This window comes from Streptococcus parasalivarius, assembly GCF_054785155.1.
The window spans coordinates 89,584-112,504 of record NZ_BAABOB010000005.1 but is presented as its reverse complement, the minus strand read 5'-3'; the positions used below and the strand labels follow the sequence as shown (position 1 = coordinate 112,504).

22 protein-coding genes, 1 tRNA gene and 1 pseudogene are annotated in these 22,921 nt (G+C 40.0%); 1 reads left to right on the top strand and 23 read right to left on the bottom strand.

The features are described 5' to 3' along the window. Window positions 1-22: 22 nt before the first annotated feature. The 7 genes and pseudogenes from thrC to treP all read right to left on the bottom strand — a co-directional run bounded on the left by thrC (window position 23) and on the right by treP (window position 12,048). Window positions 23-1,507 carry a threonine synthase gene (gene thrC, locus ACYVQ1_RS06055; RefSeq protein ID WP_461250151.1) on the bottom strand — a complete coding sequence of 495 codons (1,485 nt, stop codon included), beginning with the start codon at window positions 1,505-1,507 and terminating at the stop codon, window positions 23-25. Window positions 1,508-1,666: 159 nt separating this feature from the next. Next, window positions 1,667-2,644 carry a hypothetical protein gene (locus ACYVQ1_RS06050; RefSeq protein ID WP_073949455.1) on the bottom strand — a complete coding sequence of 326 codons (978 nt, stop codon included), beginning with the start codon at window positions 2,642-2,644 and terminating at the stop codon, window positions 1,667-1,669. A gap of 25 nt (window positions 2,645-2,669) precedes the next feature. After that, window positions 2,670-3,515 (bottom strand): hypothetical protein, encoded by an 846-nt coding sequence (locus ACYVQ1_RS06045; protein WP_461250150.1) that lies wholly within the window; start codon window positions 3,513-3,515, stop codon window positions 2,670-2,672. 160 nt (window positions 3,516-3,675) lie between these two features. Then, window positions 3,676-6,288 (bottom strand): annotated as a pseudogene (adhE, locus tag ACYVQ1_RS06040) (bifunctional acetaldehyde-CoA/alcohol dehydrogenase); the annotation flags it as partial. A gap of 115 nt (window positions 6,289-6,403) precedes the next feature. Continuing rightward, the gene (locus ACYVQ1_RS06035) at window positions 6,404-8,299 is read right to left on the bottom strand and encodes a M13 family metallopeptidase (RefSeq protein ID WP_461250149.1); all 1,896 of its coding nucleotides are present in this window, start codon (window positions 8,297-8,299) and stop codon (window positions 6,404-6,406) included. Between the two features lie 81 nt (window positions 8,300-8,380). After that, a complete protein-coding gene (treC, locus tag ACYVQ1_RS06030; RefSeq protein ID WP_461250148.1) occupies window positions 8,381-10,006 on the bottom strand; it encodes an alpha,alpha-phosphotrehalase in 1,626 nt (541 codons plus the stop codon). Between the two features lie 62 nt (window positions 10,007-10,068). After that, a complete protein-coding gene (gene treP, locus ACYVQ1_RS06025; protein ID WP_461250147.1) occupies window positions 10,069-12,048 on the bottom strand; it encodes a PTS system trehalose-specific EIIBC component in 1,980 nt (659 codons plus the stop codon). A 156-nt stretch (window positions 12,049-12,204) separates the two neighbouring features. Between treP and treR the strand changes: the two genes are divergently transcribed. After that, window positions 12,205-12,915 (top strand): trehalose operon repressor, encoded by a 711-nt coding sequence (gene treR / locus ACYVQ1_RS06020; RefSeq protein WP_002887040.1) that lies wholly within the window; start codon window positions 12,205-12,207, stop codon window positions 12,913-12,915. Window positions 12,916-12,968: 53 nt separating this feature from the next. Here treR and ACYVQ1_RS06015 read toward each other — a convergent pair whose 3' ends face one another. The 16 genes from ACYVQ1_RS06015 to rpmD form a co-directional block, all read right to left on the bottom strand. Then, window positions 12,969-13,529 carry a TIGR01440 family protein gene (locus tag ACYVQ1_RS06015; RefSeq protein ID WP_014632528.1) on the bottom strand — a complete coding sequence of 187 codons (561 nt, stop codon included), beginning with the start codon at window positions 13,527-13,529 and terminating at the stop codon, window positions 12,969-12,971. 15 nt (window positions 13,530-13,544) lie between these two features. Next, a complete protein-coding gene (locus ACYVQ1_RS06010) occupies window positions 13,545-13,883 on the bottom strand; it encodes a hypothetical protein (protein WP_073689700.1) in 339 nt (112 codons plus the stop codon). Between the two features lie 32 nt (window positions 13,884-13,915). Beyond that, on the bottom strand, window positions 13,916-14,272 hold the full coding sequence (locus tag ACYVQ1_RS06005) for a hypothetical protein (RefSeq protein ID WP_461250146.1): 357 nt from the start codon (window positions 14,270-14,272) through the stop codon (window positions 13,916-13,918). A gap of 300 nt (window positions 14,273-14,572) precedes the next feature. Continuing rightward, the gene (locus tag ACYVQ1_RS06000; protein ID WP_002885816.1) at window positions 14,573-15,454 is read right to left on the bottom strand and encodes a class II fructose-bisphosphate aldolase; all 882 of its coding nucleotides are present in this window, start codon (window positions 15,452-15,454) and stop codon (window positions 14,573-14,575) included. Window positions 15,455-15,599: 145 nt separating this feature from the next. Further along, window positions 15,600-15,685 (bottom strand) — tRNA-Leu (locus ACYVQ1_RS05995). Window positions 15,686-15,877: 192 nt separating this feature from the next. Beyond that, window positions 15,878-17,173, bottom strand: coding sequence for a gamma-glutamylcysteine synthetase (locus ACYVQ1_RS05990; RefSeq protein WP_461250145.1), 1,296 nt, complete (start codon window positions 17,171-17,173; stop codon window positions 15,878-15,880). 248 nt (window positions 17,174-17,421) lie between these two features. Next, window positions 17,422-17,808 carry a 50S ribosomal protein L17 gene (gene rplQ, locus ACYVQ1_RS05985; RefSeq protein WP_002885709.1) on the bottom strand — a complete coding sequence of 129 codons (387 nt, stop codon included), beginning with the start codon at window positions 17,806-17,808 and terminating at the stop codon, window positions 17,422-17,424. A 17-nt stretch (window positions 17,809-17,825) separates the two neighbouring features. After that, a complete protein-coding gene (locus tag ACYVQ1_RS05980; protein ID WP_002885793.1) occupies window positions 17,826-18,764 on the bottom strand; it encodes a DNA-directed RNA polymerase subunit alpha in 939 nt (312 codons plus the stop codon). A gap of 48 nt (window positions 18,765-18,812) precedes the next feature. After that, window positions 18,813-19,196 carry a 30S ribosomal protein S11 gene (gene rpsK / locus ACYVQ1_RS05975; RefSeq protein WP_002885718.1) on the bottom strand — a complete coding sequence of 128 codons (384 nt, stop codon included), beginning with the start codon at window positions 19,194-19,196 and terminating at the stop codon, window positions 18,813-18,815. Window positions 19,197-19,221: 25 nt separating this feature from the next. Then, complete coding sequence (gene rpsM / locus ACYVQ1_RS05970; protein WP_002885820.1) at window positions 19,222-19,587, bottom strand: 30S ribosomal protein S13; 366 nt, start codon at window positions 19,585-19,587, stop codon at window positions 19,222-19,224. A gap of 17 nt (window positions 19,588-19,604) precedes the next feature. Continuing rightward, window positions 19,605-19,721: a 50S ribosomal protein L36 gene (gene rpmJ / locus ACYVQ1_RS05965; protein WP_000868345.1), complete on the bottom strand. Its 117-nt coding sequence runs from the start codon at window positions 19,719-19,721 to the stop codon at window positions 19,605-19,607. A 25-nt stretch (window positions 19,722-19,746) separates the two neighbouring features. Beyond that, window positions 19,747-19,965: a translation initiation factor IF-1 gene (infA, locus tag ACYVQ1_RS05960; protein ID WP_001040189.1), complete on the bottom strand. Its 219-nt coding sequence runs from the start codon at window positions 19,963-19,965 to the stop codon at window positions 19,747-19,749. 117 nt (window positions 19,966-20,082) lie between these two features. Continuing rightward, on the bottom strand, window positions 20,083-20,721 hold the full coding sequence (locus ACYVQ1_RS05955; RefSeq protein ID WP_002887048.1) for an adenylate kinase: 639 nt from the start codon (window positions 20,719-20,721) through the stop codon (window positions 20,083-20,085). A gap of 131 nt (window positions 20,722-20,852) precedes the next feature. Then, the gene (gene secY / locus ACYVQ1_RS05950; protein WP_002887052.1) at window positions 20,853-22,148 is read right to left on the bottom strand and encodes a preprotein translocase subunit SecY; all 1,296 of its coding nucleotides are present in this window, start codon (window positions 22,146-22,148) and stop codon (window positions 20,853-20,855) included. 16 nt (window positions 22,149-22,164) lie between these two features. After that, complete coding sequence (rplO, locus tag ACYVQ1_RS05945; protein ID WP_002885849.1) at window positions 22,165-22,605, bottom strand: 50S ribosomal protein L15; 441 nt, start codon at window positions 22,603-22,605, stop codon at window positions 22,165-22,167. Window positions 22,606-22,732: 127 nt separating this feature from the next. Beyond that, the gene (rpmD, locus tag ACYVQ1_RS05940; protein WP_002885773.1) at window positions 22,733-22,915 is read right to left on the bottom strand and encodes a 50S ribosomal protein L30; all 183 of its coding nucleotides are present in this window, start codon (window positions 22,913-22,915) and stop codon (window positions 22,733-22,735) included. Between the last annotated feature and the right edge of the window lie 6 nt (window positions 22,916-22,921).

Sequence of the window (22,921 nt, the reverse complement as noted above, 5' to 3'; positions counted from 1 at the left end):
CTCAGCTCCTATTTTTTTATTCTTATACACCAAGATAGCTTTCAACTGCTTTTTGCATATCAGCTGCCGCAACAACTGTTTTATGGCGAACTTCCGCATGTTCAAGTCCATCTACAGCAGCTGGGATAGCTACACCTGAAAGTTGGTGCAAATCTTCTACTGCTTTGAAATCATCCCCACTGTCTTTACCAGTGACAGCTGAAATAGCCACACGTGGGAATTTGTATGGGCTAGCTGTTGAAGCGATAACTGTAGGGGTGTGGTCATCTGTCTTTTGAACATATGCTTCGTAAACAGCTGAGGCAACCGCTGTATGAGGATCTTCGATATACTTGTTTTCATCATAGACACGTTTGATTTCAGCAGTTGTTTCATCCTCAGTTGCAAAACCTGCTGCAAACAGATCAAGAATATCTTTATCTGCACCAGCCAAAGTATACTCGCCCTTAGTCACAAGTGCATCCATGAGCTCTTTAGTCTTAGCAGCATCATTACCAAGAAGGTGGAAAATCAAGCGTTCCAAGTTAGAAGATACCAAGATATCCATAGAAGGACTTGTCGTTACCTTGAAGTCACGTTTCTTGTCATAAGTACCCGTTGCGAAGAAGTCTGTGAGGACGTTATTTTCATTAGAGGCACAGATTAATTTGCCAACCGGAACACCAATCTGACGTGCATAATAAGCCGCCAAGATATTACCAAAGTTTCCTGTTGGTACTGTGAAGTTAACCTTATCTCCGTTTTGGATATGACCTGCCTTAACCAACTGCGCATAGGCATATACATAGTAAACCACTTGTGGTACCAAACGACCGACGTTCATTGAGTTAGCTGATGAGAATTGCGTATGATGAGCCAACAATTTCTCACGCAAGTCAACATCATTAAACATACGTTTCACATCGGTTTGGGCATCATCAAAGTTACCATCAATGGCAATAACATGAGTGTTAGCTCCTGTTTGAGTGGTCATTTGCAATTCTTGGATTTTTGAAACACCGTCTTTTGGATAAAAGACAATAATTTCAGTTCCAGGAACATCTGCAAAACCAGCCATAGCAGCCTTACCAGTATCACCTGATGTCGCTGTCAAGATAACAATCTTATTATCAACACCTTGCTTTTTAGCTGATGTTGTTAGCAAGTAAGGCAAGATTGAAAGGGCCATATCTTTGAAAGCGATAGTAGAACCATGGAAAAGTTCAAGGTTGTAGTGGTTCTTAAGTTTAACTACTGGTGCAATAGCAGCTGTATCAAACTTGTCGTCATAAGCATTTGTGATACAGTAATCTAATTCCTCTTCCGTAAAATCATCCAAGAAAGCTGACAAGACCAATTTAGCAACTTCTTGGTAAGAAGCATCTTTCAATTGATCAAAGTCCAAAGCAACCTCAGGTATTGACAATGGTGTGAACAAGCCACCATCTGTTGCCAAACCTTGAAGAATAGCTTGACTGGCAGTTACTTTATTATTTTCGTCACGTGTTGATTGGTATACAAGTGTCATGGTAAATCCTCTTTTTAGATAGTCTGTGGCTCTATTGTAGCATAATTGTCAGAATATTTCTACACGTATTGTGACTCGTGAGAAAATCATTCGGATATCACCTTATTCTCTTCCCTCAAAGACATGAAAAAATCCGGAATAGCGATTCCGGATGTCATTTTAAAATTTATCTTTGGTGTCATTCTTAGTTGAGAAAGTAATATCTTTTGATTTACCATCACCACTAAGCGTTACTTTCTTGTCTTTTTTAGTCACTTTTAGCTCTTGACCTTTTTTCACATTGAGACCATCGATATCAACATCTTTGTTGACAGAAGTAACAGTCATCTTATGTCCCAAGCGACTAACCTTCCCTTTGAAAAGGGTTGTTGTTGTTTCGCCTGTCTTCGAATCATACTTTTGACCATTATCTTTCGCAGCTTTTTCAAGAGCTTCATCAAGTTCTTTTTCTATGGTTTCCTCGCTATAATAGTTTTCAAAAGAATCTCCATAGAAGGCTTTAAATAAATCTCCAAAGGCTGAGAAGGACTTCTGAACCCTCTCACGATAGTCCTTGATATAGGTTTTCTTATCAAAAGTATAGCTAGCAGTCACCTTCGCATTGCTACCCTTTACTTTCATGGTTACAGCAGTATCTTTAAAGTACTTTTCAAGCTCCTTACTATCCAAGTCTGTCAAACTTTCAGACATGCTTGAGCTATACTCTCTACCTAGAGAACTACTGTACCATTTGCCATCAATATTACCTGTCACATAACGGTAAGTCATAAAGCCACCGATACATAAGAAAACAAGGACTACTGCTGACAAAACTGAGACTAGGATGCGTTTTTTCTTTTTGGGATCCATTGGTTTTTTAGGAGCCAAATTTGCCATAGCTGCTTGTCCTTCTGGAAAAGGAACCGTAGAAGGTGCAGTTGCTGTTACTACTGGTGCCGTTTCAGTTGGTAGAGGACTAGTACTTGTCTCGACGATTTCTGCCTCAACCTTAATAGGTTCAGTAGTAGCTGTATCTTCAGTTTTAGCCGGTGCTTCATTAACAAACTCTCCAGCTTTCAAAGCATCCGCCATTTCCTGAACACTCGGCTTACGTCCGTTTACCGTTTCAAAATAGTCCAACCATTCTGCTCTTGTCATTTATATTCCCCTTTAATTTCCTTTTTTATTTATTTTTTGTAAAGCTAATGTCACCAAATTCACTGTGTGCCTTAATAGTAAAGCCTCCATTGTTAGGCGTATAATCTAATACATCACCTTTTTTAAAAGCATCTGAATCTCCAGCCTTATCCACAGTGATTGTTTGCTCCCAACGGTTAATATCACCCGTAAAAGCAGTTGTTGTGACACGACCGGTTTTGGCATCGTAGGTATAACTCTTTGGAAGCTCTTTCTTCACTGTCTCATCAAACTGTTTATAGTAGTCTTTTTCTGACAATGAATAACTATCAAAAACCTCCGAGAACCCCTCGCCGTACTGACCTTTCAATTCAGTAACTCTACTCTGGTAAGCCTGATAAAGACCTTTACGATTGTAAACAAAGCTCACTTTTAAGTGAGCCTTATTGTCAGTAATACTCATTACTGTATTGATATCGGTGATAAGATCTTGACCTTGTGGTAAAGCATTACTAACTTTATTCTTAGTATTAGCAGTATCTTTCAGAGTGGCTAACATTTTCTCACTAAAGGTTGGGCTTGTCCAATCACCCTCAATGCTTGCGGCTCGATAACGGTATCCCATCACGAGACAAACAATCAAAAGTATGGTGAGTATCGCTGCAATCACACCTGATACCATCCCCACAATATTCTTTGAGGTTACTGGCTCCTTTGATTCTTTTACTTGTTGACTAGGATTGAATTGAACACTAACCATCCTATCAGCATTAAACTCTTTAAACTTATTAGTCGCTCTATTCCCTGCTGCAGAAGCCACTGGTGGCCTCAATTCACGAGACTTGAGAGGATGTGCTGTTTCACCCAAACTAAGCCCTTCTTCTTTTGTCATAGGAATCTCCTTATCTCGCTGTAAGGTTATTATAACAATTCTTAAAGCGTTTTTCTATCTTATTCGGGAAAGTCCTTTATTTTTAATTTGGATAAACACTCTAATATAGAAGGTTTCTAGCAAAAAAAGTAGCCCTTATAGAGCTACTTTAGTCTATCGCTTATCCTTTATAATCAAAGGCAATTTCGATGATTTCTTTCAATTCTGAAATAAGTGGTTCTTTCGGATTAGCTGTTGTACATTGGTCTTCATAAGCATGTTCGGCCAAAGTATAGGCAGTGTCTTGAAGAAGTTTCTTAGTAACACCTTGTCCCTTCCAGTTCATGGCAATACCAACGGCAATACCCAATTCGTATACTTTTTGTGCCAAAACTTCAACCAATTCAGCATCTGATTGCTTGTCAGTACCCCATCCCATAAAACGAGCGATATCTGCGTAATCTTTGTCTGCACGGAAGTAGTCATATTTAGGGAACATAGCGTGTTTTTGAGGATCACGACCGTTGTAACGGATAACGTGAGGCATCAAAATCGCATTAGTACGTCCGTGTGGAATGTCAAACATAGGACCAACCTTATGAGCTAGTGAGTGGTTGATACCAAGGAAGGCATTGGCGAAGGCCATACCAGCCATTGTTGACGCATTATGCATTTTTTCACGTGATTCTTCATCACCAAAGCGGTAAGAATGTTCAAGATTTTCAAAAACAAGTTTAATTGCTTGGAGTGAAAGCCCACGTGTATAGTCACTAGCCATGACTGATACATAAGATTCAATGGCGTGAGTCAAAACGTCCATACCTGTATCTGCTGTAACGCTAGCAGGTACACTCATAACCAAAGCAGGGTCAACGATAGCAATGTCCGGAGTCAAAGCATAATCTGCCAATGGGTACTTGATATGAGTTTCACTATCAGTGATAACCGCAAATGACGTTACCTCTGAACCTGTCCCTGAAGTTGTTGGGATACAGATGAATTGTGTCTTCTGAGCGTAAGGAATCTTGTAAGTACGTTTACGGATATCCAAGAATTTTTGTTTAGCACCGAAGAAGCTTACATCTGGGTGTTCAAAGAACATCCACATAGCCTTAGCAGCGTCCATTGCAGAACCACCACCAAGAGCGATGATTACATCTGGTTGGAAATCTACAAAGCGTTCCAAACCTTTATAAACGGTATTAGTAGATGGGTTTGGCTCAACATCTGAGAAAACATCTACTGCCGGTCTGTGGCGGTTAAGTTCCAATTGGCGTTTAACCAAGTCTGCATAACCAAACTGAACCATACCAGGGTCACAAACCAACATCACGCGCTCAGCTTCAATGTGACGCAAGTAAGTTATTGAATCTTTTTCGAAGAAGATTTTTGGTGGGACGCGAAACCATTGCATGTTATTGCGGCGCTTTGACAATGTTTTAACATTCAAGAGATCAAATGAGCTAACATTGTGTGACACTGAGTTATGACCGTGTGAACCACAACCAAGAGTCAATGATGGAATCATGTTATTGTAGATATTACCGATACCACCTTCAGCTGATGGGCTATTAACCAAGACACGGCAGGCTTTCATGCGGATACCATATTGGAGTTGGAGCTCTTCATTTTCAGTGTGGATAACAGCAGTGTGTCCAAGACCACCCAAATTGAGCATACCTTCTGCTTTTTTGAATCCATCTTCAACGCCATCAGATTTGATAAGAGCAAGTACTGGAGACAATTTTTCCAAGGCAAGTGGGTGTTCCATTGTTGCATCTGGAATTTCTGCCAAAAGCATTTTTGTACCTGCAGGAACTTTAAGGCCAGCTTTTTCAGCAATTTCAATAGCTGAGTGACCTACAATGGCACCATTTACAGCTGTACGCGCTTCATTAAGAACGACTTTTTCCAATTTAGCAATGTCAGCTTTTTTAGAAATGATGACACATTGATGTGCTTCAAATTCAGCCTTAACTTCGTCATAAATAGCTGCATCAACAATAGCTGCTTGTTCAGACGCACAAATCATACCATTATCAAAAGTTTTTGAAACGATGATATCGTTGACCGCACGTTTAACCTTAGCATCAGCAGCGATATAAGATGGGACATTTCCGGCTCCTACACCAAGCGCTGGTTTACCAGTTGAATAAGCAGCCTTAACCATTCCAGGTCCACCAGTCGCAAGTACTGTGGCAATCTTAGGATGGTTCATCAAAAGACCAGTTGCTTCGATAGATGGCTCTTCAATCCACTGGATGCAGTCCTTAGGTGCACCTGCTTCAATAGCGGCATCACGAACAATACGAGCAGCCTCTGCAGATGATTTCTGAGCTGATGGGTGGAAGGCAAAGATGATAGAGTTACGTGTCTTAAGAGCAATGAGGGCTTTGAAAATGGTTGTTGAAGTTGGGTTAGTTGTTGGTGTAACCCCACAGATAACACCAACCGGCTCAGCGATAGAAACCAAACCTTGTTCTTTATCTTCAGCAATAACGCCTACAGTTTTGTCATATTTAATACTATTCCAAATGTATTCAGAAGCATACATGTTCTTGATGGCTTTATCTTCGTAAACGCCGCGCCCTGTTTCATCAACGGCCAATTTCGCCAAATACATGTGTTTATCTAGAGCAGCAATCGCAGCTTGGTGAACAATATGGTCCACTTGCTCCTGCGTAAAGTTAGCCATAGCATCAAGGGCTTCAACCCCTTTTGTTGCCAATTCATCTATTACTGTTTGAACATCTTTAGTTTGTTTAGTCATATGAAACTCCTTTGAATACTTGTTAAAAACTTCACAAGATTTAACACAAGTATATTATATCGTTTTCTAGACACTATGTAAACCCTTACAGCGATAAAAATAAAGAAATCCGTCCATTTTTGGACAGATTTCATCATTATTACCAAATAATCACGCGATTTTCTGGGGCACGCCACATGCCGTCGCCCTCTTTAACGTCAAATTCCTTGTGGAATTCGTCGAAGTTGCTCACGATAACATTGGTGCGCCATTTGGCTGGAGCATGCACATCCACGCTAGCTAACATTTGCATGTATTCTTCACGCGCCTTCATACGCCAGATTGTCGCAAAATTAACAAAGAATTCATGAACTGAAAAATCCTTATCTCGTTTAGCTGCTTCTAAGGCACAGGCTACACCACCGAGGTCAGCAACATTCTCAGAAACAGTCAATTTACCATTGACCTTGGCACCATAAGAGTCCAAGCCCTCAAACTGATCCACAATCTTGTCAGTACGTTCCTTAAAGGCTGCATAGTCCTCTTCAGTCCACCAATTCTTAAGACTACCGTTCTCATCAAAGGAAGCACCGTTTGTATCAAAGGCATGGGAAATCTCATGAGCAATGACAGCACCAATACCACCGTAGTTGGCTGATGACGATTGGTGAAGGTCATAGAAAGGGGCTTGAAGGATAGCTGCTGGGAAAACAATTTGGTTCTGCTGTGGATCATAGTAAGCATTAACCATGTGGGCAGGCATATGCCACTCACTACGATCAACAGGTTGATTCCACTTACTCCAACTATGTGCAACTGAAATTTCGACTAACTTCTGTGCATTCTCAACAAGTGATAAGTTTTCATCAATAATCTTCTTATCATATGTCTCAGGTAGTTTTTCTGGATAACCAATGTGAGGCGTAATAACATTAAGTTTCGTAATAGCCTTTTCACGTGTTTCTGGTGCCAACCAATCCGCAGTTTGAAGGCGTGATTTATAAACATCAATCATAGTTGCCACCTTCGCTTCAACATCTGCTTTTGCTTCTGGAGAGAATTTTTCACCTGCATACCAAAGTCCAAGAGCCTGATTGTAAGGTCCTTGCGCCAAATAGTAGGCTCCTTTTTTCTTATCCCAGGCTTGTGGTGTTCCTGAAAGCGCACGACCATATTTTCCAAATAGAACACGAAGTTCGTCTGTCAAATAGGCATTCCAAATTGTCGTAGCATCGATAAGTAGGCTCGCCTTAAGTAGCTCCCAATTATCTTCTGAATAATATTCCGCCGCAAATTCTGTCCAGAAGCGCTCTTCAGGAACGATAACTTTATCAGGAACTTGTCCCAAGATTTCTGTGAAGATGTTATCAAGTGGGAGTTCCGGTGCTAGCTTGGTAAAGTCTTCCCAATCATATGGGTGGTAGAGTTCCACATACTCGGAAGATTCTTCACTCGAAAGGACATACTTGGCCAACTTAGCATCAAGGGCGATAACCTTGTCCAAGATATCTTTGATTTCTTCAGCTGTAAAGCCATATTTCTCAAGGAGTTCTTCTTCCATTTCACGCCAAATTCCTAAAAGCTCCTTGCCCTTCTCATTATCCTCAGTGTAATAGGTTGTATCAGGTAAAATAATACTTGGCGCTGCTGCCCAGAGGACATTTAATTGAGCATTCATAAAGTCTGGAGATACACCGAATGGGAACTCATTTGGCTTACCAAACATCTCATAGTCAGCAATTTTCGAAGCAAATTCTGAGAATGAGGAAAGCTTCTTGTATTCTTCAATCCAAGGTTTAACAGGCTCGATACCCAATGCCTCACGTTTGTCAAAGTCCGCAGCCATACGGTGAAACTTTATAAAGTTTTGTAGAATGGCATTGTCAGGAACATTCTCTCCTGCCAACCATTGATCAGTTGTTTCAAGCATGAGGTCTTCAATTTCATCTGCTAAATCTGAGAAACCTCCTGTGCGTGGTTTATCATCGGGAATCACTGCTGTTTTTTCCCACTCACCATTAATCGCATGGTAAAAATCATCTTGTAAGCGTGTCATTACACTTCCTCCATCAACATTAAAAGTGCTTTCATTATAACAAAATTCCCCAGCAAAAGCATTTACTGAGGAAAGTTTGGCTTATTTTACTAAGATTGCTAGGGTTTGATAAGGCTTAAGACTTACCTTTTCAGCAAGCTCTGCATCATCATAGTTTGACAAGAGCACGCGCCCTGACTGATATTCTGCTGGAATCGCTACTTCGACTTCACTTCCATAAAAATGATTGAGTACCATGAGTTTTTGGCCGTCTAAGTGGCGTTCAAAGGCATAGACTTCTTGACTGTCCTCCAATGCTGGCAGGTAGCTTCCTTCTGAAATGATGGGCATTTCCTTCCGCAAGTGAATCAATTCTTTATAGAAGGTGAAGATTGGGCCATCCACTTCATTTTCAACGTTGATATCTTTGTAGGACTTCCCAACTTTCAACCATGGAGTGCCTGTTGAAAAACCTGCATGTTCAGAAGCATCCCATTGCATGGGCGTACGCGAATTATCTCGTGATTTGGCTTGAATGATCTTGAAGGCCTGCTCAGGAGACTTGCCTTGGTCCAAGAGCATTTGGTAAGCATTGATGGACTCGACATCCACGTAATCTGCCATAGAATCATAATTTGGATCAATCATCCCGATTTCTTCGCCCATGTAGATATAAGGTGTTCCACGTGATAGGTGAATACTAGCTGCTAGCATGGTCGCTCCTTCATTACGGAAGTTCTTAATATCCACAAAGCGATTCAAGGCACGAGGTTGGTCATGGTTATTCCAGAAAAGGGCACTCCAACCACCTCGTTCACTCATTTCCTTACCCCAGGTATGATAGAGACGTTTGAGCTCTTCAAAATCAAAGGGAGTAATAGTCCATTTTTGACCATCTTCATAATCTACTTTAAGATGATGGAAGTTAAAGGCCATAGACAACTCGTGACGCTCCGGTGCTGAATAAAGAACACAGTTGTCAATTGTTGTCGATGACATCTCTCCAACTGTCATAAAGCTATCATCAGAACCAAAGGTTGCTTCATTCATCATACGAAGATAGTCATGGACAATTGGTTTATCCGTATAAGCTGGTTTCCCTTCATTTTCAGGGCAGTCCACTAAGACTTCATCTTTCCCAATCAAATTGATCACATCGAAACGGAAACCTTTGACTCCCTTGTCACGCCAGAAGTTGACCACCTTGAACAACTCCTTACGGACATTGGGATTGCTCCAATTAAGGTCCGCCTGTGTTTCATCAAAGAGGTGAAGATAGTATTTCCCTGTATCTCCAAAAGGAGCCCAGGCAGAACCACCAAATTTAGACAACCAGTCGGTTGGTTGATCCTGAATAAAGAAGAAATCTTGATAATACTGGTCTCCAGCCAAAGCTTTTTGGAACCACTCATGCTCCGTTGAGCAATGGTTGAGCACCATGTCTAGCATGAAATCAATCTTGTGCTCTTTTCCGACACGGACCATTTCTTCAAAATCAGTCATGTCTCCAAAGACAGGGTTAACGGCTGTATAGTCTGAAATATCGTAACCATTGTCACGTTGTGGGCTCGGATAGAAAGGATTGAGCCAAACCATATCCACGCCTAACTCTGATAGATAAGGAATTTTTTCAATGATGCCTCTGAAATCACCGATTCCATTTCCTGTAGTGTCCTTATATGATTTTGGATAAATTTGGTATACAACCTTTGTTTTATCTAATACCATGTAATTTTCCTCTTTTGTCCTTTATATGAAGAGGTGGAATCGTAACGTCTCCACCCCTTAGCTTATTTTGTTCGATGAGCAATTATGAGAGCATCACCACGTTTGATATCACGTGGAAGATCCCCTTCAACATCTGCTTGAAAATCATCTTGATTTGTAATGATAACTGGAGTCTCAGTGACCAAACCAGCCTTTTTAATAACATCCATATCAAAACTAATCAATTGTTGACCAACAACAACTTTATCACCTTGTTCAACATGAGCCACAAAACCTTTTCCGTCAAGGCTAACAGTATCCATACCAATGTGCATTAGCATTTCAATACCTTCTTCAGAAACGATGCCTACGGCGTGCTTAGTTGGGAAGAGTACTGTCACTGTACCATTTACTGGTGAAACCAATTCGCCTTGACTTGGTTCGATGACTACCCCCTGTCCCATGACACCTGATGAGAAAACTGGGTCTGTTGCTTGGCTAAGTGGTTTAACTTGACCAGCAAGTGGGCTAACAACCTCTGCTGATTCAGCAAGAACTGTTGGAGTTGCAGTATGTGATGCAAATTCAGCCTCTTCTTGAGCTGCAAATTCTTCCTTAAGTTCTGTATCATCTTCTGTCTTAGTAAAGAGACCCGCCTTGCGGAAGAAGAAAGTTAGGACCATAGGTACAATGATAGCAACAAGCATGATTGCTGCAAATGAAATCATATATTTAGGTTGAATTGATAGGATACCAGGCAAACCACCAATACCGATAGAGGCCGCTGTAATGTTAAAGGTTACTGATAGAAGACCTGCGATAGATGAACCAATCATACCCGCAACAAATGGGTAAATATATTTGACGTTAACCCCGAAGAGGGCTGGTTCTGTAACACCAAGATAAGCTGAAATAGTAGCTGGAAGTGAAATTTGAGCCTCACGTTCATCATGACGATGCATAATATAGTAAGCAAAAACAGCTGAACCTTGAGCAATATTTGATAGAGCAATCATAGGCCAAAGAGCTGTTCCACCAGCATCTGCAATTAACTGAGTATCGATAGCATTGGTCATGTGGTGAAGACCAGTAATAACGAACGGCGCATAAAGTGCACCAAAAACAGCACCGAAAAGCCATTTTACAGGACCTGTCAAACCAGCAAGAACCACTGTTGAAAGGGCTTGGCCAATAGTCCAACCAATAGGACCTAAAACAGTATGAGCCAAAATAAGGGCTGGAATCAATGACAAGAACGGTACAAAAATCATTGATACTACTTCTGGTACATGTTTACGCCAGAAAATTTCAAGATAAGAAAGTGATAAACCAGCAAGAAGGGCAGGAATAACTTGCGCTTGATAACCTATACGATTAACAGTAAAGAATCCAAAATCCCAAACCCAATTCTTAGCAATTTCAGACGCTGGTGTCGATGCTACTGAATAAGCGTTAAGCAATTGTGGTGACACCAGACAGATTCCCAAAACAATTCCAAGAATTTGGCTAGTTCCCATTTTACGAGAAACAGACCAAGTAATACCTACAGGCAAGAATTGGAAAATAGCTTCACCAGGTAGCCATAAGAAATGATTCACACCTGACCAGAACTGCGAAACCTCGGTAATTGTCTTACCGTCAAGCATTGACCAATGCACACCCTCAAGAACATTACGGAAACCAAGAATTAATCCCCCAACGATAAGGGCTGGAATAATAGGTGTAAAGATCTCCGCTAAGGTTGTCATAACACGCTGAACTGGATTTTGGTTGCTCTTGGCAGCTGATTTAGCAGCCTCTTTAGAAACACCTTCAATCCCTGATACAGCTGTGAAATCGTTATAAAAGATTGGCACATCATTACCAATGATAACTTGGAATTGACCTGCATTGGTGAAAGTCCCCTTAACAGCAGGAATGGCTTCGATTGTTTTCACATCTGCCTTCTTGTCATCACCAAGAACGAAACGCATACGCGTCGCACAGTGAGTAACAGCAGTCACATTTTCTTTACCACCGATTGCAGCAAGCAAATCTTTGGCTTCTTGTTCAAATTTACCCATTTGAATCTCCTTTTCTTTTTTGACAATATCTGATTAACTTGATAAACTAATTGTAAACGATTACAAATTTGTCTGCAAGTGTTCCGGAATTTTTTAAACATATTTTTTGAAAAAAACATTAGTTGTATGTTTTTTCACCTACAAATGAGGAGAACAATGAAAAAATATCAGATTATTTATAAGGATTTAGAGAAAGCTATCCATGATCAAAAATATCAAGTGGGAGACTTTCTCCCCACCGAGCAAGAACTGGTTCAATCTTACCAGGTTAGTCGAGACACTATACGAAAAGCATTAACCTTACTCGTTGAAGAAGGCTTGGTCAAAAAGATTCATGGTTCTGGCTCCCAGGTTATTAACCAGGAACAAATCAACTTTCCTGTGTCTGACCTTACTAGTTACCAGGAGCTAATAGTACAACAAGGCCTTAATTCGCAAACCAACGTTATTTCTCTGGATAAAATCATCGTTGATTCCAAACTCTCAGAAAGAACTGGGTTTTCTAATAGCCGACAGGTCTGGCGTGTTGTTCGTCAAAGAGTCGTTGATAGCTGCGCCTCTGTTATAGATATTGATTACCTAGATACTAGCCTTGTTCCTCAACTAAACCGTAACATTGCTGAACACTCTATTTACGACTACATCGAGAATCAGCTCAACCTTAGCATTTCCCACGCCTTTAAAGAAATCACTATTGATAATGCTACCGATCAAGATAAGATTCTTATCGACCTAGGTAAAGACCAGCACGTTGTTTGTATCCGTTCTAAAGTTTATTTAACTAATGGAAAACAGTTCCAATTTACGGAAAGTCGCCACAAACTTGAAAAATTCAAATTTGTCGATTATGCCAAGCGTCGTCATTGAAAGAAAGGGCTCTGCTCACAGAAAAAGTATCGGACAAGAATGTCCGATACTTTTTAGTTTTTACGGATAGGATCTGCTAGATACTCAGCACGAGCTCCACCAATTAACTTAGGACGACTCGCCAAAGCAGTCACATGAGCACCACCTAATTCTGGAGTAATCGGGCGAAGAGGAACTTGGACCCTCTTCACATGCATACCAATAGAGGTATCCCCAATATCGATACCAGCCTGAGCGACAATTTCCTCCACCTCAACAGGATCCTTCATATAGTCGAAAGCAGCCAGCTGACCACTTCCCCCAGCATGCAAGGTCGGAAGAACATTAACAATTTCCAAATCTTTAGCCATAGCGAGCTCACGCTCAACAACCAAAGCACGGTTCAGATGTTCGCAGCCTTGAACAGCCAAGTAAATTCCTTTAGGTTCCAAAACTTCAAGAATCGTTTTCACAATTCGTTGGCCAATTTCACGGCTAGAGGCTTTGCCGATTATCCCACCAGCGACCTCACTGGAAGACAATCCCAAGACAAAGATAGCTCCTCGCCCAATAGCGGAACGTTCAACAATATCTTCTACAAGCACACGTGTCTTCTCTTCTAAATCTAGCAACATCACAACAGCCCTCCTTTAGACAACAGCTGTATTCAGGATTCGCACAATAAGATAGTACAGAATCACAAAAAAGATAAGGAAAAATACCCCTAATAATAATAACTGCCCACGGCGTTTCTTACTGAGGTCCCAGGAGAAACCAAATCCCATCAAAAAAGGACCAACACTATAACTTAGCATAAACCATAAATCTACACGTGCTATATGCCAAAAAGAAGAAATAAAGGCCACCAAACCTATTAAGGATAATATCCAAGAAAACTCCCAACGATCTGATTTAGCAAAAGCCAAGCCTATTAAGAAGCAGCCCAAGGCAGGCATGATAATAAATGATAGGGTCATAAAATAAAACATGCCATTATTATAGCATGTTTTACAGTTTCATGTTAGTGGCGGTTAATGACACCATAAGCAATAGTGAATGCAATAGCAGCAATACCTACAACGATTGCCATGACAGCCCAGAAAATAGTCATCGCACGGCGTCCCTTGCGATTGTTAAAAGGAAGTCCCCAACCAATCATGATGACACCTAGCAATCCAAGCCAAATTTTATAAGTGATAACAATTGCCGCATCAAAATAGGCAAAAGAAACCAAACCTAAACCTAGCAAAGAAATCAAATAAGACCACTTACCCTTCAAAAATGAAGGCAAGGCCCAACCAAATAATACTAAACCTAGTAGAGCAAGAGCTCCACCACCAAAAAATACAGGTACAATATAATTATCAAACATATTCATATTATAGCATATCTTAAAAAGTTAGGAAATAGAATCTATCGACCTAAGTGATATCCAATCTTTAAAATTTGTTTCCTCTCAATCACAGATTGATTCGCAGATACTAACTATTTATTTGGGTACAAAAAAACAAGACCCAGAAAGGACCTTGTTTTAATAGCCTAATTGCGCTTTGTTTGCACTACATCTATAATCAAAAGGGACTGACATTTAGAAAGTGTGGCAAATCTGTGGCAAAACACAAGAAAAAGGCTTATCCATATTGGACAAACCCTTTCATTTCAAGCTTATATAGTCTAATTAAGCTTTGTTTGCTGAACCGAATACGTCGATACGTTCTTCAACAGCTTCTGTAATAGCTTCGAAACCTGGTTTCAAGAATTTACGTGGGTCGAAGAGTTTCTTCTTGTCGTATTCTGCTTCATTTGCTTCGTATTCAGCAACAAATTTACGTGTTGCGTTAGCAAATGCGATTTGACATTCAGTGTTAACGTTAACTTTAGCAACACCAAGTTTGATAGCTTCTTGGATTTGATCATCAGGAATACCTGATCCACCGTGCAATACGATTGGGAAGTTAGGAACAGCTTCTGTCAATTTTTGCAAGTGGTCAAGGTGAAGTCCGCTCCAGTTTTCTGGGTAAGGACCGTGGATGTTACCGATACCTGCTGCAAGGAAGTCGATACCAGTTGCAACCATAGCTTTAGCATCTTCGATTGGTGCCAATTCACCATCACCGATGATACCATCTTCTTCACCACCGATTGTACCAACTTCAGCTTCAACTGATACACCGTTAGCGTGTGCAAATTCAACAACTTTAGCTGCTTTTTCAAGGTTTTCTTCAACTGGAAGGTGTGAACCGTCAAACATAACTGAAGTGTAACCTACACGGATACATTCCAAAGCGTCATTGTAGTGACCGTGGTCAAGGTGAATAGCAACTGGTACAGTGATACCCATTGATTCAACCAATTCTTCGATAAGGACTTTACACAATTTGTAACCACCCATGTACTTAGCTGCACCCATAGAAGTTTGGATAAGTACTGGAGCTTGTTTAGCTTCTGCTGCACGCAAGATAGCTTGAGTCCACTCAAGGTTGTTTGTGTTAAATCCACCAACTGCGTAACCATTATCACGAGCTGCTTGGACAAATTTTTCTGCTGAAACGATTGCCATTATAAAGGCCTCCTATATTTTTTTGGGTTTGAACCCGTTTACAAGTTTATTCTATCACAATTGAACTCAAAAAACTAGCTTTTCTACAATTTGTAAGCGTTTTGATTTTTTAATACAAAAAAACCAGTCATGTGACTGGTTACTCTGCGGAAAGAGGGACTTGAACCCTCACGACCTAAAGCGGTCACAGGATCCTTAGTCCTGCGCGTCTGCCAATTCCGCCATTTCCGCTAACAACATTAGTTATTATATCAAGATTGACAACTCATGTCAATACTTTTTTGAAAGTTTTTTAGTAACTTTCTCTTGTCTCTTTCGAAACAACTATTATATAATACCATTTATTGTTTGCTGACGTCAATACTTTTTTGACTTTTTTAAAATTTTTTAGCAAAAGTTATCTATCATATCTCTAGTCAAAGGTTAAGCTAAACTCTTATTCAGCCTATCTAATTTCTCTCTAAGGGGAGCTAAGTAAACTTCTTCTCCAAAACCACGTGATTTTAAGCCATCCTCAGCACAAGACAATAACGATTCTGTCAAAGGTAAAATCATTTTGAGGTCTGTAGCAGAAATATCTTTTTTCGAAAATAAACGACGAATTCTAGGGTAATCATAGTCAAATGCTTCAAAAAAAGGTGAGTCATTCAAAATATTTTCTAGATTTACCAAATTGACTAAAAGACCAAGGTGAAAGGCTGCTGGCGCAAAGGTTGATGAGAAAGGTTGGGTACATACACTACGAAACTCAATAGTCCCTCGTGTCGTTAAATCATGGAATTGATAAGAACGATGAGTCTTAAAATCTTCCTCACTTGGGTCAATAGTGACTACTTCGCCACGAATAGAGTGTGCTTTGATAGATGGCGTACTTAGATAGTCTTTAGCACGTATTGGTTCAAAATAGTAGGTTTCGTCACCACGCTTAGCAGTAAAAAGGGCTGTCTCAGACAAGTAAGAAAAATAGTCATCTTCATTCTTAAATACCTTGGGAAATACTCCTGCATTTTCCTCAAACACACCATGCATGGAATTCTCCCAGAAAACATCACGGGAAAGCGCAAGATCCCAATCAGAACCCCAAAATTCAGAGTTTGCCAATAATACCGCCTTGGGTCCCTCTATTTGATTAAAAGCATTTAGAACCCTCAAATAGGATGTTTTTGATACATCTAACTGTACCTGACTTCCACAGATAAAAGAGCCATATTCAGGATAATCGTGAAAGAAAGAATCATTCTTTGCTTTAGAGAGCTCGAGAAAATCCATAAGCATCTCATAACGAGGAGATTTAACAGGTCTATTATCATTCTTTGCCCAGTTTGGATTCACGCCCCATCCTTGCAACTCATGATTATGATCGCGAAGATAGGGTTGAATCATACTGAGGTAAGTATCCAGACGTTCCTCAACCTCAGAAATTCTCTCAGCCTTTGCAAAAGCAAACTCGATCGTATTGTATGAAACTTCAAAAAGAATCATGTCTCCAGAAGTTTTATCAATAAGCTGAATAGGATTATTATCAGAATCATACTTATCAGCTTGAAAATCAAAATTATCTAAGAGATAGACTAGTAACTGTTTTGTAAGAGAGACATCTGTAGCATTACCACTCAAATTAACAACTGGGTATTCCAACTCAATCCCCACAAATAATTCGGGTTGCTCCTTAATTGGCTCATAGTACCTTTGCTTAAGCAGTTCCTTGGCTGTTGTCAAAATAATGTCCCCCTTTTTAAAATAAGCTTATTCCATTATATCAAAATATTCAGACGATTTATAGACAAAAAAACGCCTGCTTACGAAAAATAACCGTATTACCTTTCGTAAACAAGCGTTACATGCTTATTTATTCCCATTTTTATGATGAGTGTTCCCGCTAGGCGTATGCCCAGCGGTAGACCAGAGCTAGACTAAGAAAAGCTAAGCTATTCCATCATCATAACACTCAACAAAATTGATAAAAATTAAACAAGTTCGATGATTGCCATTGGGGCAGCATCGCCACGACGTGGTTCTGTTTTAAGGATACGAGTGTATCCACCGTTACGTTCAGCATAACGAGGTGCGATTTCTGAGAAAAGTTTTTGAAGAGCAGTTGTTGATGTATATTTATCAGTTGCTTCATCATAGCTTTCAGATGCAATTTCGTTACGTACAAATGCAGCTGCTTGACGACGTGCGTGCAAATCACCACGTTTACCAAGAGTGATCATTTTTTCAACTGTTTTACGGATTTCTTTAGCACGTGCTTCAGTTGTAACGATTGCTTCGTTAATGATAAGATCTGTAGTCAAATCACGAAGAACCGCTTTACGTTGTGAGCTTGTGCGTCCAAGTTTACGGTAAGCCATGTTATCCTCCTATATTATTATTTATCGTTTTTGAGTCCAAGTCCAAGATCAGCCAACTTAACTTTGACTTCTTCAAGAGATTTACGACCTAGGTTACGGACTTTCATCATTTCAGGCTCAGTTTTTTCTGTCAAATCATGAACGGTATTAATACCGGCACGTTTCAAACAGTTATATGAGCGTACAGACAAATCAAGTTCTTCGATGGTACGGTCAAGCACCTTTTCATCGTTCACTTTTTCAGTTTCTTTCATTACATCAGTAGCTTTAGCAACATCAGTAAGGTCAGTAAACAAGTTCAAGTGTTCAATCAAAACGCGAGCCGAGAGACCGAGGGCATCTTCAGGGATGATTGTTCCGTTTGTCATGATTTCGATTGTCAATTTATCAAAACCATCATTGCTACCTACACGGGCAGGTTCAACTTGATAATTGACTTTTTTCACTGGTGTGTAGATTGAATCTACAGCCAATGTTCCCACTGGTGCATCATCTTTCTTGTTTTCATCTGCTGGAACATAACCACGGTTTGTAGCTACTGTCATAGTCGCTTTCAAAGAAGCGCCGTCAGCGATAGTGAAAAGATAATGATCAGGGTTAACAATTTCAATGTCGCTATCAGTCAAGATGTCTCCAGCAGTAACTTCAGCTGGACCTTGGACATCAAGTTCAATTGTCTTTTCGTCTTCGACGTAAGATTTTACAGCAAGTCCTTTAATATTAAGGATGATTTGCATCACGTCTTCACGGACGCCTGGTACGGTATCAAATTCGTGGAGTACTCCATCAATCTTAATTGATGTTACGGCAGCACCTGGAAGTGATGACAAAAGTACACGACGAAGAGAGTTACCCAAAGTTGTACCATAACCACGTTCTAGTGGTTCGATGACAAATTTGCCGTAATCTTTATTTTCATCAATTTTTGTTATTATTGGTTTTTCAAACTCAATCATTTATTATACTCCCTCGAAACGAACCTTGTGTACTATTGTTATTAAAGATTACACACGACGACGTTTTGGAGGACGACAACCATTATGTGGTACAGGTGTTACATCACGGATTGCTGTTACTTCAAGACCTGCAGCAGCAAGAGCACGGATAGCAGACTCACGACCTGAACCAGGACCTTTAACAGTTACTTCAACTGTTTTAAGACCATGTTCTTGTGCAGATTTAGCAGCAGCTTCTGAAGCCATTTGTGCAGCAAATGGTGTAGATTTACGAGAACCTTTGAAACCAAGAGCACCAGCTGATGACCATGCTACAGCGTTACCATGCACATCTGTAATCATAACAATAGTGTTATTGAAAGTAGCGTGAATGTGAGCAATACCAGATTCGATATTCTTTTTCACACGACGTTTACGTGTTGGTTTAGCCAATGTTTTTACCTCCTATTTTATTTTCTTATTTTTTCTTACCTGCAATCGCAACAGCTTTACCTTTACGAGTGCGGGCATTGTTTTTAGTGTTTTGTCCACGGACAGGAAGTCCACGACGGTGACGGATACCACGGTATGAACCGATTTCCATCAAACGTTTGATGTTAAGGTTAACTTCACGACGAAGGTCACCTTCAACTTTGATTGCATCCACTTCGCGACGGATAGCGTCTTCTTGATCATTTGTCAAATCTTTAACGCGGATGTCTTCAGAAACGCCTGCAGCAGCCAAGATTTTCTTAGATGTTGCAAGTCCGATACCGTATACGTAAGTAAGTGAAATTACTACACGTTTATCGTTTGGAATGTCAACTCCAGCAATACGAGCCATGATTTCTCCTTTCTATATTATCCTTGACGTTGTTTGTGTTTTGGATTTGTTGGACAAATTACCATAACACGACCGTTACGACGAATAACTTTACAGTATTCGCAAATTGGTTTAACCGATGGTCTTACCTTCATGTTTCAATCCCTCCAATTATTTCGATTATTTAAAGCGGTATGTGATGCGTCCACGTGTCAAATCATAAGGACTCATTTCAACAGTCACACGGTCACCGACCAAAATACGAATGTAGTTTTTACGGATTTTACCAGAAACTGTCGCCAAAATTTGGTGTCCATTTTCCAATTCAACAGTAAACATAGCATTAGGCATAGTTTCTACAACTTTACCTTCAATTTCAATCACGTCTTCTTTTGCCACGCAAAAGTACCCCCTAAAATTTCGATTTGATTTCCTCTGAGCACAGAGGTAACAATTATAAGTCAGACTAAAATATTATAACATGCTTAAGTCTGATACGCAAGTAAGATTATATAATTATTTAATTGCTGCAATCGCTTTTTTAACATCAGCGAATACATCGTCGATATCTTGGTTACCTTGAATATCTGATACAAGACCAAGCTCACGGTAATGTGCAATAATTGGCTCACCTTGAGCAATATTCACATCCAAGCGGCGTTTCACTGTTTCTGGTTTGTCATCTTCACGTTGGTAATAGTCTTCTTCCTTGTAGTCAGCTGGTGGGTTGAATACTTTATGGTAAGTTTCACCTGTTTCGCGGTGAATAATACGACCACTCAAGCGTTCAAGAAGGCAAGATGGATCCACTTCGATATTGATTACTCCCTCAAGCTCCAAACCAAGATCAACCAAGATTTGATCCAAGGCATGAGCTTGTTCGATTGTGCGAGGAAAACCATCCAAAAGGAATCCTTTTTCCTTAATGTCGTCTTGAGCCAAACGCTCTTTAACGATTCCGTTTGTTACTTCATCTGGTACCAATTCACCTTTATCGATGAATGATTTGGCCAATACACCCATTTCTGTTTGGTTAGCCATAGCAGCACGGAACATATCACCAGTTGAGATGTGAGCTACACCAAATTCTTCAACAATTTTTGCAGCTTGAGTCCCTTTACCAGCACCTGGTAGACCCATAATTAAAAGATTCATCTTACGAACTCCTTATTTTTGTTTTCAAATAACTCTATCAAGGTTTTAACACATTGGTAGAGTTATCAAAAAACAAAAGAGAAGGGACAGAAAGTAACCTTTCTTTCCCTCTCAATTGTTCATGAGAAGACTTAGTCTTCAAGATTCATAAATCCAACGTACTGACGTTTCAATAGGTAACCTTCGAGTTGTTTCATACCTTCGATACCAGTTGAAATCAAGATCAAGAGAGATGTACCACCAAGCGCGATTGAGCTTGTAAGGTGCATAAACTGTTGAGCCGCAATTGGAGCCAATGAAATAAACGCGAGAAATACAGCCCCGATTGTTGCCAATCTCTTAAGCAATGAAGACATGTACTTTTCAGTCTCACGACCTGGACGAACACTAGGAATGTAAGACCCATTCTTTTGAAGATTTTCAGCAGTTTTTTCAGGATTTACTTGGACAAATGTGTAGAAGAATGAGAATAAGATAATCAATATCGCATAAGTAATCATTCCACTAGGTGTATTATACGAGAGTAGTCCTTGTAAATGTGATAACCACGTAACCTTAGAGAAGAATGGAAGAAACGTACTAGGAATTGTCGTAATCGAGCTAGCAAAGATAACGGGAATAACACCAGCTGGATTGACTTTCAAAGGTAAGTATGAACTCGTTGGAGCCCCTTGAACCAATTTCGTATATTGAATTGGAATTTGATATTCTGCTTGTTGTACAAATGTCGTAAAGAAGACAATCGCCAAACCTACCACAATCAACAATGCGACGATGATATATGAACGTGTCAATTCTCCTGAACGAACATTGACAAAGAAATCCTCATAAATTGTTGAGAACATCTTTGGAATGGAAGCAATGATACCAGAAAAGATAATCATCGACACACCATTACCAAAGCCCTTATCAGTAATTTGTTCACCAAGCCATGTCACAATTATGCTACCAGCAGTTAAAATTGTCCCAATCAATAAATAGGTTGAAACATTAGGTGTCTTAACCAATGAAATTGATGAGAGTGTATTGAAACTAGCTGTAATACCAATCGATTGAACAAATGCTAAAACAAGAGTAATATAACGAGTCGCCTGATTTAATTTACGACGACCAACTTCACCCTGTTTGCCCCACTCCACAAATTTTGGATAGATATCCATCTGCAAAAGTTGGACAATGATTGATGCTGTAATGTACGGACTAACCCCCATCGAAAAGATAGAGAAGCTATTCATAGCATTACCAGACACCAAGTTAAGCATATTCAAGAAAGGTAAATCACTTAATTGTTTCAAACCTTCAGCGTTGATACCAGGAACCGTTACATGAGTCCCGACACGAAAAACGAAAATAATGAAGATTGTAAATAAAATCTTATTACGAACGTTTTTGACTTTCAACGCATCTTTTAATAGTTTAAAGAACATAATGAGTTACCCCTCATTAGATGACTTCGATTGAACCACCTTTAGCAGTGATAGCTGCTTCAGCAGATTTTGAGAATTTAGCTGCTTTAACAGTCAATTTCTTAGTCAATTCGCCGTTACCAAGAACTTTAACGCCTGATTTTTCAGCACGAACGATTCCAGCTTCTTTAAGAACTGCTGGAGTTACTTCTGTACCATCTTCAAAAACGTTCAATTGATCAAGGTTTACAAGTGCGTATTCTTTAGCGTTGATGTTAGTGAATCCACGTTTTGGAAGACGACGGAACAATGGAGTTTGTCCACCTTCAAATCCTGGACGTACGCCACCACCGCTACGAGCTTTTTGACCTTTTTGACCACGGCCTGAAGTTTTACCGTTACCAGATGAAGTACCACGACCTACACGGTTACGGACTTTACGAGAACCTTCAGCAGGTTTCAATTCATGAAGTTTCATTATTATTTTCTCCTCTTTTTGTAAAATGCTAGCGCCTCTAACCAAGTAAGGTGGCTTGATTAGAAACTCGCCTATACATGAAATTCAGTTTAAGTCGCAAGGTAACCCTCACGACTTAAATCAATTTTTATTTAACGTCTTCTACAGTTACCAAGTGAGATACTGCGTTGACCATACCACGGATAGCAGCGTTGTCTTCTTTAACAACTGAGCTATTCAATTTACCAAGTCCAAGAGCAACAACTGTTTTACGTTGTTCTGGTTTGCGTCCGATTGGAGACTTAGTCAAAGTAATTTTAATTTGAGCCATTGTTAT